Annotated in this window: 7 protein-coding genes; 2 read left to right on the forward strand and 5 right to left on the reverse strand. The window is 66.5% G+C overall.

Translation table 11 applies throughout. The annotated features are described in order from the left end of the window. Positions 1-95: 95 nt before the first annotated feature. From pulA to LG299_RS08870, 5 genes are all read right to left on the reverse strand, one after another. The gene (pulA, locus tag LG299_RS08850; protein ID WP_404429318.1) at positions 96-5,885 is read right to left on the reverse strand and encodes a pullulanase-type alpha-1,6-glucosidase; all 5,790 of its coding nucleotides are present in this window, start codon (positions 5,883-5,885) and stop codon (positions 96-98) included. Between the two features lie 173 nt (positions 5,886-6,058). Continuing rightward, on the reverse strand, positions 6,059-7,246 hold the full coding sequence (locus LG299_RS08855; RefSeq protein ID WP_404429320.1) for a bifunctional 2-methylcitrate synthase/citrate synthase: 1,188 nt from the start codon (positions 7,244-7,246) through the stop codon (positions 6,059-6,061). 2 nt (positions 7,247-7,248) lie between these two features. Further along, entirely contained in the window at positions 7,249-8,151 is a 903-nt protein-coding gene (prpB, locus tag LG299_RS08860; protein WP_404429322.1) for a methylisocitrate lyase, read from the reverse strand. A gap of 112 nt (positions 8,152-8,263) precedes the next feature. After that, entirely contained in the window at positions 8,264-9,790 is a 1,527-nt protein-coding gene (locus LG299_RS08865; RefSeq protein WP_404429324.1) for an MmgE/PrpD family protein, read from the reverse strand. Further along, a complete protein-coding gene (locus LG299_RS08870) occupies positions 9,787-10,422 on the reverse strand; it encodes a GntR family transcriptional regulator (RefSeq protein WP_404434847.1) in 636 nt (211 codons plus the stop codon). The genes LG299_RS08865 and LG299_RS08870 overlap by 4 nt, the downstream gene beginning before the upstream one ends. Before the next feature lie 154 nt (positions 10,423-10,576). On the opposite strand from LG299_RS08870, the gene LG299_RS08875 reads away from it, so the two are divergent. Further along, positions 10,577-11,488 carry an ATP-binding cassette domain-containing protein gene (locus LG299_RS08875; RefSeq protein WP_404429326.1) on the forward strand — a complete coding sequence of 304 codons (912 nt, stop codon included), beginning with the start codon at positions 10,577-10,579 and terminating at the stop codon, positions 11,486-11,488. After that, positions 11,485-13,128, forward strand: coding sequence for an ABC transporter permease (locus tag LG299_RS08880; protein WP_404429328.1), 1,644 nt, complete (start codon positions 11,485-11,487; stop codon positions 13,126-13,128). Before LG299_RS08875 ends, LG299_RS08880 begins: the two co-directional genes overlap by 4 nt. Positions 13,129-13,131 lie beyond the last annotated feature (3 nt).

Raw genomic sequence — 13,131 nt, forward strand, 5'->3', positions numbered from 1 at the left:
GGGATGCCCCTCTCGGCGCCCGCTTGCGGCGATCCGCCGCACAGAACGACCCCCTCCGATTCGGGTTCGGAGGGGGTCGTTTCTTCGTCTCTCAGTCAGCGCACGCCGTGACCACCGCGCGGGGGCTTCGGCGTGGCGGGTGCGTCATCGACCAGCACGACGACCGAGCGTGCCGGCACGGTGATGGTTCCAGATGCCGCATCCCACGTCGTCGTCTTCACGACCGGGTCCGAACCGTTGGCGAGCGCCGGGGCCAGCGTGAAGGTGCGTCCGGCGAGCGCGTCGACGGTCTCGGTCACAACGCCGGGCGAGGCGTTGAAGACCACCAGTGCGCCGTCGAGTGCCGCGTCAGCGTCCGGGCCGACAAGGTCGTCGATCGACATGACGATCACGCCGGGAGTGGCATCAGCCCCGCCGTTCGGGAACGTGACCTTCTGCTCGATGAGTTCGGCTGACCCGAGGCGCAGCAGGTCGACCTCTGAGCGCACGCGCAGCAGATCGAGAGCGGATGCCTCGGCCGCCGCGATGTCGGCTGCCCCGGGCTTCAGCGCCGGGTTCGCCAGCAGCGGTGCCATGATCGGCCACTTCTCGCTGTTGTCAGCCGCCATCGGAAGGCCTGACCCGAAGGTCGAGGTCTGCCCGGTCCAGTCGATCCGGTTGAACCAATCGCCGGAGTTGTAGCTGTTGCGATCGAGCGACTTCGACCGCAACAGTTCTGTACCCGCGTGCCAGAACGAGAGCGACTGCGACAGGGTCACGGTCGCGAGCGACAGGGTGTTCATGCGCACACGGTCGGCCATCGACGTGTCGGTCGGCAGCTTGAAGACTCCGAGGTCGTAGAGCGTCTCGTTGTCGTGCGCGTCGACGTAGTTGATGACCTCGTCGGGCTGGTCGGCGTAGCCGGCCGGCGACCCGTTGTAGCTCAACTGGTCTCCGCGGAGGACGTTGCCGTCGGATGCCTCGAACTCGAACGTGCGCAGGTTGCCCGCGAGCCCGATCTTCACCAGGTCGGTCTGCTGCCCGAGCGTGCGGTCAGCCGGGTCGATCGGTGACCCGTTCGGGTCGGTACCGAGCCCGGTGCCGAAGCCCTGGTCGAACGTCGATGAGCCATCGACCGGGCTACCGCCGTGCACACCATCGCGGAGGCGATCGTTGAAGGTTCCGATCCCGGTTCCGCCGAGCTGCCCCTGCGTGGCCTGCTCGAAGAGGGCGTTGTTCGCGACCTCGCCGAAGTTCCAGCCCTCGCCGTAGAGGTACACGGCCTTGCCGTCGATGCCGTCCTTCTTCAGGCTCAGCTCGTCCAGCGCTGCGCGTACGGCGAGCATGTTGGCCTTCGAGTGGTGACCCATGAGGTCGAAGCGGAAGCCGTCGACCTTGTAGTCGCGCGCCCACGTGACGACCGAGTCGACCATGAGCTTCTCAGCGGCGGCGTGCTCGGTGGCCACGTTCTGGCAGCAGGTCGACGTCTCGACTCCACCGGCCGCGTTCAGGCGGTGGTAGTAGCCGGGCACGACCTTGTCGAGCACCGAACGGTCGCCCTGGCCCGACTCCGCGGTGTGGTTGAACACCTCGTCGAGCACGACCTGCAGTCCGGTCTGGTGCAGGGCACCGACCATCGAGCGGAACTCCGCCACGCGCGCCCCACCGTTCGGGTCGACCGCGTACGAGCCTTCCGGCGCGAAGAAGTGGAACGGGTCGTAGCCCCAGTTGAAGCCGTCGGCATCGCGGATCTCGTTGATGCAGGCCTGCTGTTCACTCGAGTCGGGCGCGAATGACGCCAGGTCGCAGTTCGGCACAGCCTGTGTCGCGCGGTCCTCTTCGATCGTCGCAATGTCGAACGACGGCAGCAGGTGCACGGTGTTGATGCCCGCATCGGCCACCTCCGCCAACTGGGTCATTCCCGCGCTGTCTTCGTGCGTGAACGCCAGGTACGTTCCGCGCTCGTTCTCGGGCACCGAGTCGTCGGTTATCGAGAAGTCGCGGATGTGCAACTCGTAGATCGCACGGTCGACGGCGTTGCCGATGATCGGCGACTTCGTCTTCTCCCACGCCTTGGGCCGGAAGGCCTTGTCGGCGAGGTCGATCGCGACCGAGCGCTCGGAGTTCACCGTGAGGGCGACCGAGTACGGATCGGTGACGGTGTTCGTCTCGACCACTCCGGTGGTCGGCGCGTAGACGACGACCTCCCAGAGGAACTCGTCTCCATTGAGCTTCTTGTCGCCTGCGACAGACCAGGTTCCGGATGCTGCGTCCCATACCGTCTCGTGACGGGTCGGTTCACCGATCGAACCGGCATCCCACGTAAGCAGCGTCACCTGCTCGCCGGTCGGAGCCCAGAGACGGAACGTCGGCTTGTTGGCCTTGAAGGTCACACCGAGGTCGGTGCCCTCGAGCGCGTCCGCGTAGAGGTCGTCGAGCACGCCCGGGATCTGGACGCCCGTGAACGCGGTGAGGGTTCCGTCGCCGTTCTGCTGGGCGACAGCGAGTTGACCCTTGACGAGGGCCGCAGCATCCTGACCCTCCACGCGCAGGGCGGTGTAGGTCGCAAGCTGCGGGAAGACCGCCTTCTGAGCGTCGGTGAGTCCGCCGTCGATGACCGCGAGTGCAATCGGCTCTGCGCCGGTCACCTCTCCGTCGACTGCGGCGACCGAGCCGTCCGCTGAGGCGTACAGCTGCCACGTCGCGTCTGCAGCGCGAGACCCGAGGTCAGCCGGCCACGCGATCGTGTCGGCGTCGATCCAGTGCGCGCGCAATTCTCCGGTGCCCGCGAGCGGGGGGTTGGCGGACTGGACAGTCAGCACGTGCGACTCGAGGTCGTAGAGGAAGGCGACGACTTCGCCCTCACTCGCGCTGAACGAGATGTTGCCGCCGTTGGGCACGCCATCGGCACCGTAGTTCTCGTCCCAGCTCAGGTCGTGTGCGACCTTGACCTCGTACGAGCCGGTGGGCAGGTCATCAGTGGTGAACTGGAAGATTCCGTCGCCGTTGCGGTCGAACATCATCGACGCCAGGCACGACGGTGCCCAGTTCTCAGCGCAGCCGAGCGCGGTCTGGAACGACCCGGCCAGTGTGATCGCCGGGCCATCGGCGCTGGTGCGGATGTTGTTCGTGCGCGGGTCGAAGAAGAATGTGATCTCGCCACCGGCGTGGGTCAGGGCGATGTTGCCGCCGTTGAGCGCGCCTCCGGCACCGAAGTTGACGTCCCACTTCTTCTCGGTGGCGACCTTGTACTCGTAGTCTCCGGCCGCGAGGTCGGGCAGGGTCAGTGTCCAGATCCCGTCGACGTTGGTCATCTGCACGGCGTCGCACTCGGGCTGCCAGTTGCCCGGGCATCCGGCGAGCTCGTTGAAGCTTCCGGGAACGCTGACGGCACCGTAGACGGTGGTCTCTTGCGGCTCGGGCTCTATCGGCAGTTCGGGCTCTTCGGGGACGGTGACGCTCACCGCGTTGCCCACGGACGCGTAGGTCGATGCCGCAGAACGCTGGCCCGCAGCATCCGTCGTCACAGCGCGATACTCGACGAGCGTTCCCGGAGCGAGGTCACGGATGTCGTGGAAGACTCGGGGATCGGTGTCTTCGGACGTGCCCAGCGCGGTCCATTCCTCGGAGCCCGCGATACGCCACGCGAAGCTGGTCTCGATCCAGGCCGAGTCGTCGACATCAGCCGAGACGGCAACGCGCCCGCTGAGGGCGGCGCCGGGTGACGGAACCGAGACGGTGAGGGCGGATGCTTCGGCCGGCGCGCTGACAGTGCGATCGGCCTGGTACACGACGGTGCCGAGAGCCGGCACCGTGATCGATGCCGTGGCGTCGGCGCCCGAGGCGACTGCCTCGCCGCCACCGTAGAGAGCAGTGAAGGATGCATCTGCGGTGAGGGTGGTCACATCCACCGTCTGCGCGGTGTTCGCGCTGTTCACGGCGACGAGGTACTCGACCTTGTCATGGCGATCGACGCGCGAGAAGGCGTAGACCCCCGCACCGTCGGCCGCGTAGCGCTCGATCTGCGCACCGGTCGACAGTGCCGCATGCTCGGAGCGCAGCTGCGACAGGTGCTCGATGTGGGTGTACATCGGAGCGGTCGTGGAGAAGCGATCGACCGAGCCCGCGGTCTCGCCGGTCACGAGAGGCTGGTTCTGGTACTCGGCGACCTGGCTGGCGAAGAGAGACTGGCGCGCGCTCTTGTCATTGCCCGGATCAGCTCCAGCGAAGCCCTGCTCGTCGCCGTAGTAGACAACCGGCTGACCGCGGGTGAGGAACAGCAGTTCATGCGCGAGCTCATTGCGCTGCACGATGTCGCCCGCGCTCTGCAGGAAGTAGCCGATGCGACCCATGTCGTGGTTGCCGAGGAACGTCGGCAGGGCCGTCGACGACGAGTCGGGGGTCGTGTAGTAGTCGTCACCGTCGAAGAGCGACTCCAGCAGCTCAGCCGAGCCGCCCTTGGCGAACGACGTGGCATTGGACTGGAAGGTGAAGTCCAGCACCGAGTTCATGTCGGTGTCGCGCACGTACGGTGAGAGCTTCACCGGGTCGGCGTCGTAGACCTCACCGAACATGAAGAACTCGGGCTTGCCCGCCACGTCGCGGGCGTAGTCGAGCACTTCGGTCGACCACTGCTCCCAGAACTCGAAGTTCACGTGCTTGGCCGTGTCGATGCGGAAGCCGTCGATGCCCAGGTCGATCCAGTCCTGGTACACCTCGACGAAACCGTTGACTACGGTCGGGTCTTCGGTCATCAGGTCATCGAGCCCAGAGAAGTCACCGTAGGTGGTGGACTCTCCCGAATAGGTCGTGTCTCCGCGGTTGTGGTACACCGTCGGGTCGTTGAGCCAGGCCGGAACCTTCAGGTCGGTATCGGCGGCAGACACCACCGGGGTGTACGGAAAGCTCGTCGCCGCGTCGAACGTCGGGAAGTCAGCATCCCCCGCCTTGGCGGCGATATCGACCACGTTGCCCTCTGCGTCGGTGTACGGGCTCGACGCGAAAGTCTTGTAGCCGTACTCGCCCTCGGCATAAGAGATCACATCAGCGGTGTGGTTCGTGATGATGTCGAAGTAGATCTTGATGCCGCGGTCGTGAGCGTCGGCGATCAGCGCCTCGAGTTCTTCGTTGCTGCCGAGGTGCGGGTCGATCTGCGTGAAGTCGGTGATCCAGTAGCCGTGGTACCCGGCACTTGCGTTCACGCCCTCGCCCTGGACGGGGCGGTTCTTGAAGCTCGGGGTCAGCCAGATCGCCGTGGTGCCGAGGCCCTCGATGTAATCGAGGTTGTCGTGGAGCCCGGCGATGTCACCGCCGTTGAAGAAGCCCTTGTCGGTCGGGTCGAATCCTGTCGTCAGGCGGTCGCCTGCGAGTCCGCCCTGGTCATTGCTCGTGTCGCCGTTCGCGAAGCGGTCGGTCATCACGAAGTAGAACTGCTCGTCGCTGCCCGGTTGGCGCACGGGCGGTGCGATCAGCGCGTCATCATCGGCGGTGTAGCCGGCGCGCGTCGAGAGCAGCTCGAGCCCCACACGCTTCGTGTTGTCGTCGAAGACGAAGCGGACGGTGGTGGGTCCTTCGAGCACGAGCGGGATGTTGTCGCCGCCGCCGTTCAGTCCGTACGACACGTCCCATGCGTCGTCGAGGGCGACCTTGTACTCGAACTCGCCGAGCGGCAGCTCGAACTCGGCCGCGTACACGCCAGCCTCGTCAGTGGCCGTGAGCTCTGACGTCGCACACTCCGGTTGCCAGTCCCCCGGGCACCCCATCTCGCTCTGGAGCGACCCGACCACCGCATAGGTGTGCTCAGCGGCAGCAGCGGGGGCCGCCACGAGGGCGACACTGCCGGTCAGCGCAAGTGCTGCGGTGGCGATGCTGGCGATCAAACGGCGAACAGATGTCGACTTCGACACAGAGGCTCCCTGGGGGGTCGGGAGGGCACAGCTACGTGCCCGGCGCGTTCAGTGAACGTAACAGCCGCCTCGCAGTTAATGCAAGCGCTTACATCGTGAGAAAGTCCTCATTTAGGGCACAAGCAGAGCGGCCACGGCTCGATATGAGCCGTGGCCGCAAGCGCTTACAGCACTCAGCCTTCGGCAGACTCCTCTTGACGATCCGCCGCGGCGAGGGTCTCAGCATCCGGAACATACCCCTCGATGTGGCGCTCGTCCGGACCGTTGTACTCCGACAACGGGCGAATGAGCGCGTTCGAGGCGAGCTGCTCCATGATGTGCGCCGTCCACCCTGTGACCCGGGCCGCCACGAACAGCGGAGTGAAGGTCAGGGTGTCGAAGCCCATGAGGTTGTACGCAGGACCCGAGGGGTAGTCCAGGTTCGGGTAGATGCCCTTGCGCGCGACGAACTCGCTCTCGAGTTCGGAGTACAACGAGGCAACGTCCGGCCGGTCGTAGTGCTCGACCAGGGTGTCGAGGGCGGCCTTCATCGTGGGCACCCGAGAGTCGCCGCGCTTGTACACACGGTGGCCGAAGCCCATGATCTTGCGCTTCTCGGCGAGCGCCTTGTCGAGCCACGGACTGACGTTCCGGGCATCGCGGATCTCGTCGAAGATGTGCAGCACGGCTTCGTTCGCTCCACCGTGCAGCGGACCCTTCAGCGCGCCGATCGCGCCGACCACCGCGGAGTACAGATCGCTCAGTGTCGAGGCGATCACGCGAGCCGTGAAGGTCGACGCGTTGAACGAGTGCTCGGCGTAGAGCACCATCGAGCGGTTGAAGGCGTCGACCACGACATCGTCGGACTCTTCACCGAAGGTCATCCAGAGGAAGTTCGCCGAGTAGTCGAGGTCATTGCGTGGCTCGATCGGCTGCTCACCGCGACGACGGCGCTGGCCATAGGCGACGATGGCCGGAAGGACGGCGAAGAGACGGATGCTGCGAGCCAGGTTCTCAGCCGGGTTTCCGCTCGCATCCAACACCGAGCCCGAGCCCGCGAGGTCGCGCGCGCCGATGAGGCTCACGGCCGTACGCACCTCGTCCATAGGGTGAGCGTCCAACGGGACGAGGTCTATCGCGGCGCGCACGTCGGCCGGCAGGACGCGGTAGTCGCGCTCCAGCGCCCGCAACTGCGCAAGCTCGACGTCGGTGGGCAGTTCGCCATTCCACAGCAAGAATGCGACTGCCTCGAAGGGCTGCGTCGAGGCGAGCTCTTGCACCGGGTAGCCGCGGTACAGCAGGGAGTTGGTCTCGGGGTTGACTTTCGAGACCGCCGTGTAGTCAGCGACGACTCCGGCAAGCCCCTTCTTGATGTCAGTCATACTCAGTCCTTCGTTACTTGGAAGTTGAAGATGCTCGTGTCGAAGTGGTTGTACGCCTCGTAGTCGAGGAGGTCGTAGAGGTCTGCGCGGTGCTGCATCTCGCCGAGCTTGCTCGTGAGATGCCCCTCTGCCTTCAGAGTATCGAGAGCGCGGGATGCGGCCCCCATCGCGATGCGCAGGAGCGACACCGGCCAGATGACCATGTTGACCCCGACATCGCGCAGCTGGTCGACGCTGAAGAGGTCGGACTTTCCGAACTCGGTCATGTTCGCCAGAATCGGCACGTCCAACGCAGCCCGCATCGCGGCGAACTCCTCGAGCGATCGCATCGCCTCGGGGAAGATCGCGTCGGCTCCAGCATCCACCAGCGCTTTCGCGCGGTTGACTGCTGCCTCGAGCCCGTCGACGGCGGCGATATCGGTCCGCGCCATGATCAAGAAGTTCGGGTCGCGGCGCGCATCCACGGCCGCCCGAATCCGCTTGATCGCGGTGTTCTCGTCCACGACCGCCTTACCGTCGAGGTGGCCGCACCGCTTCGGATTGATCTGATCTTCGATGTGGGTCCCTGCGAGGCCCGCGTCTTCTAGCGTCTGGATCGTACGGGCGACGTTCATCGGCTCGCCGAACCCGGTGTCGGCGTCGATGATCGCGGGCAGATCGGTCATGCGGGCGATCTGCTGTCCGCGTCCGGCAACTTCGGTGAGGGTCGTGAGCCCGATGTCGGGCAGTCCGAGATCGGCCGCGAGGACGGCGCCGGAGATGTAGACGCCCTCGAAGCCCTGCTGTTCGATCAGCCGGGCACTCAGCGGGTTGAAGGCGCCCGGAAACCGCAGCAGCTCCCCCGAGGCGAGCCGCTCGCGGAACAACCGCCGCTTTTCGGCGGCCGAAACGGTCGAGTACAGCATCAGCGGCCCCTCCCCTGCGCGCAACTGCGGATGCGCGACGCGACACGCCAGGCCGCAGCATCCGTCATCGGCATGTCGTGTGCGATCCCCGCAGTTGTGAACGGTCCGCGCATCAGAACAGCCCCTTCGGGGCCGGGGCGTGAGCCAGAACCCCGTGCTGGGCGACGATCGTGAGCTGCGAGACCTCTTCGGCCGTCAGGTCGGGCAGACGCTCAGCGAGGGCGAGGAATCGCTCGATCTCTTCGGGCGCGAGCACGGGCTCGGCGAGGAGGCGGAACTTCGCGATGTAGTTCGCGCGCTCGAAGGGCCGGGCACCGAGCGGGTGGGCGTCGGCAACCGCGATCTCGTCTTCGACGACCGAGCCGTCGGTCAGGGTGATGACCACGCGGCCTCCGAAGGCCTTCTCGTCAGGGTCGTCGGAGTGGTAGCGGCGCGTCCACTCTTCGTCCTCGGCCGTGGTGATCTTGTGCCACAGCTCGACGGTGTCGGCTCGGCCGGCACGGCCGGGGGCGTACGAGTCGACGTGGTGCCATCCGCCGTCCTGCAGCGCGACGGCGAAGATGTACGGAATCGAGTGGTCGAGCGTTTCGCGAGATGCCGTCGGGTCGTACTTCTGCGGGTCGTTCGCGCCCGAGCCGATGACGTAATGGGTGTGGTGCGAGGTGTGCAGCACGATCGACTCGACGTTCGCCGGATCGGTGGCCTCGGGGTGCTCCCCGTTGAGTCGTCGGGCGAGGTCGATCCACGCCTGCGCCTGGTATTCGGCCGAATGCTCTTTCGTGTACGAGTCGAGGATGCCGCGCTTGGACTCACCGTCGCCAGGCAACGGCACCTCGTACGAGGCATCCGGACCATCCAGCATCCATGCGATCACGCCATCTTCACCCTCGTAGATCGGGGACGGCGAGGTCTCACCGCGCATGGCGCGGTCGACGGCCTCGATCGCCATCTTGCCCGCGAAGGCCGGGGCGTGCGCCTTCCACGTCGAGATCTCACCCTTGCGAGACTGACGCGTCGCGGTCGTGGTGTGCAGTGCTTGGCCGACGGCCTGGTAGATCGTCTCGACGTCGAGGCCGAGGAGTGTTCCGATTCCGGCGGCGGCCGACGGGCCGAGGTGGGCGACGTGATCGATCTTGTGCTTATGCAGGCAGATCGCCCGCACGAGATCGATCTGGATCTCGTAGCCCGTGGCAAGTCCGCGCACGAGCGCCGCGCCGTCCGCCCCGGTGTGCTGGGCGACCGCCAGGATCGGCGGAATGTTGTCGCCCGGGTGCGAGTAGTCGGCCGCGAGGAAGGTGTCGTGGTAATCGAGTTCACGCACCGCGACGCCGTTTGCCCATGCCGCCCACTCGGGCGATGTGCGCCGTTCGAGCGTGCAGCCGAAGACCGTGGCGCCCGTGCCCGAGACCGAGACGGCGTGGTCGAGAGCCTGCTGGCGAGCGGCGCTCACGGGTGCACGGGTGAGGGATGCTGCCGCCACCGCCGCGTTGTCGATCACGCGGTTGATGATCATGTCGACGACATCGGCGTCGACGGCGACCGGGTCGGCGGCGATCTCGGCGATGCGCCAGGCGAGCTGACCCTCGCGGGCGAGGTCCTCGTCACTGCGGTGGACACGGAGGTGGTGGGTGACGGTCATGATGCGCCTTTCAGGGATTCGAGGATGCTGTCGAGCGCGTTGTGCAGGTGCACGTGCGTCGCATGGGCGGCGAGGTCGGCGTTGCGGGTCGAGATGGCGACGGCGATGAGTCGGTGTTCGCGGGCGGATGCTACGAGCCGGGCGGGATTGTCGCGCGCGAGGCGACGCACCCGTACGAGGTGGGTGCGCACGTTGCGCAGAGCTGCGGTGAGGTAGTCGTTCTCGACCGCGGCGTCGAGCAGGGCATCGAAACGAGCGATGAGGGCGTAGTACGCATCGCGTTCGGGCTCGGCTCCGAGGCTCACGTGCGAGAACTCTTCGGCGAGCGCGGCGAAGGCAGCGGCATCCCCCCGCAGTGCAGCAAGCCTCGCGGCGGTCTCTTCGAGTGCGCGACGCACCTCGAAGAGTTCGTGGATATCGTCCTGGTCGATCGCGGCGACGACGGTCACTCGCGGCGACTGCTGCACGGCGAGCCCGTCGGCGGCAAGTCTGCTGAGCGCCTCGCGCAGAGGCGTGCGACTGACGCCGAGCCGGGCGGCCTGCTCGACCTCGCCGAGCACGGCTCCGGGAGCGAGGGATCCGGTCTGGATCTCATCGAGGAGAGTCGCGTACGCGCGATCACTTGCTCGCATCATCACTCCCTCCACGCCGCCAGTGTATACATAAAGCGAGAAACTCGTCCAATCAAGCCGTCTCGGCTTGACTTTCGTATACATCAGTGACATGCGGACATCGTCTTCTCTTCTGAGTATTCACAAAGTTCTGAAATCAATGTAGGTTCCCACCATGACCACCGTGATCCACACAGCCGGCCTGACCAAGCACTACGGCCGCGTCCACGCTCTCGACGGCCTCGATCTCCACGTCGAGCACGGCCAGATCCACGGCTTTCTCGGGCCGAACGGCGCGGGCAAGTCAACGACCATCAGAGTCCTACTCGGGCTCGCGCGCAAGACCGGGGGCGAGGCATCCGTCTTCGGAGCCGACCCATGGCGCGACGCGGTCGATCTCCACCGCCGCATCGCCTACATCCCCGGCGACGTCAGCGTGTGGCCCAACATCACCGGCGGCGAAGCGATCGACCTGATGGCGCGACTGCGCGGTGCACGCCGCAACGACCCCGCGTACCGCGCCGAGAAGGAGCGCCTGTCGGAGGCGTTCCAGTTCGACCCGCGCAAAAAAGGCCGTGCGTACTCGAAAGGCAACCGGCAGAAGGTCGCGCTCATCGCCGCGCTCGCAGTACCCGCCGACCTGTACATCCTCGACGAACCGACCAGCGGGCTCGACCCGCTCATGGAGGTGCTCTTCCGTGACGAGATCACCCGACTGAAGGAGACGGGCGCTACCGTGCTGCTGTCGAGCCACATCCTCTCGGAGGTCGAGCACCTCTGCGACCGCGTCTCGATCATTCGCGCAGGGCGCATCGTCGAGTCGGGCACCCTGGCCGATCTTCGTCACCTCACGCGTACCGAAGTGTCGTTCGAGGGGACGGATGCTGGGGCCGCCGCCGGCGTTCCGGGGGCGCACGACATCTCAGTCGAAGAAGGGCGCGTGCGGTTCACGATCGACACGGATGCCGTGGCATCCGCCCTGCCCACTCTCGGACAGCGGGAGATCACGGGGTTGCGGATCGCGCCGGCGTCGCTCGAGGAACTCTTTCTGCGCCACTACGGTGACCAGCTCGAGGCACAGGAATGAACCGTTTCGCGGCGCTCCTCGGCCAGCGCCTGCGCCGAGACGGGGTGCAACTCGCCCTGTGGATCATCGGCATCGGACTGCTCGCCCTGATGTCGGTCATCGGGGTGTCCGGCAACTTCGACAGCGAGCAAGATCGGCGCTCACTTTTGGCCGCCGCGCTCGCAAACCCGGTCATCCTGCTCTTTCGCGGTCTCCCCTCGGGGGCCGACGAAGGGGCGTTCATTGTCTTTCTCATCCTCCCCTTCCTGGGACTTCTCGCCGCTCTCATGAGCACCTTTCTGGCGGTGCGTCACACGCGTGGAGACGAAGAGGCGGGCCGCACTGAACTGGTCGCCGCCACCCCCGCAGGTCGAGTCCTCCCTGTCGCCGTGACCGCCGCACACGGCCTGATCGCCAACGCGCTCGTCGCGCTGGTCGTGACGCTGGCCTACGTTGTCGCGGGTCTCGGGAGTAACGGCGCGCTCGTGGTCGGGCTGGCAGCGGCCGGGTTGGGGATCACGTTCCTCGGCGTCGGCTTGGTCGCCGCCCAGGTGATGCGCACGTCGCGAGGCGCCAATTCGCTCGCGGTGTGGATCACCGTGGGTTCGCTGCTGATCGCCGGCCTCGGCAATGCGATCGGCACCCCTAGCGATGACCTCACCCGCATGGAGAGCTCGTGGCTAGCCTGGTTGTCTCCCTTCGGCTGGGGCGAGAACACGCGGGCGTTCGACGAGAACGCCTGGGGGCTCGCGCTGTTGTGCATCGTCGTCGGCGTCATTCTCATCGTCGTGTCGATCGCGCTTGTGGCGGTGCGAGATGTCGGCGAGAGCTTCGTCGCCGAACGCCGCGGCCACGCGGAGGCATCCGCGCTCCTGACGACCCCGTTCGGCCTGGTCTGGCGTCTGGCCCGAGGCGCGATCCTGGGGTGGGCGATCGGGGGCCTGATCGTCGGAGCACTCGCGACATCGCTCGCCGGCATCGTGGCCGAGATCGGCTCGACCAACCCCACGATCGAGGCGATGCTGGCACAGCTCGGCGGCAACGACATCGAACAGGCCACCGTGAGCGTCTTCTTCACGATGCTCGGCGTCCTTGCGGCATGCGCCGCAGTGCAGACGATCGCCCGCGCCCGACAGGAAGAAGCGCACGGAACAGCAGAGCCGGTATTGGCGACACCGATCGCTCGGGTGCGGTGGCTCATCGATTACCTCGTGGTAGCCGCGATCGCGATCGTTGCCGTGACGGGCGCCGCCGTTCTCGGCGCGACTCTGGGCGTCCTGCGCCAAAGCAGCACGGCATCCCCGACCGATGCGGCGACCGCCGCCGACCTCATGCCGACGGTCGTTGTCACCGCCGCCGGGCAAGCGGTCGCGGCATCCGTCTTTCTCGCCATCACCGCCGTCATCTTCGTGATCGCGCCCCGGCTGACCATCCCCCTCGGATGGGCGCTTGTCCTGGTCGCGATGGTGCTGGGGCTTTTCGGTCCACTGTTCGGCTTTCCGGAGTGGCTCACGAACCTCTCGCCCGTCGCCGTCGCGCCGCACGTCGAGAGCGGCGTGGTGCAGCTGAGCGGACTCTGGTGGCTCGTGGCCGTCACCGTCGTGGGTGTCGTCGCGGCTCTCAGCGCCATGCGTCGCCGCGAACTCGCGGCGGCGGGATAAGTT

Origin of the sequence: Microbacterium lacus (genome assembly GCF_044794305.1) — a bacterium.
Lineage (GTDB): Bacteria > Actinomycetota > Actinomycetes > Actinomycetales > Microbacteriaceae > Microbacterium > Microbacterium lacus_B.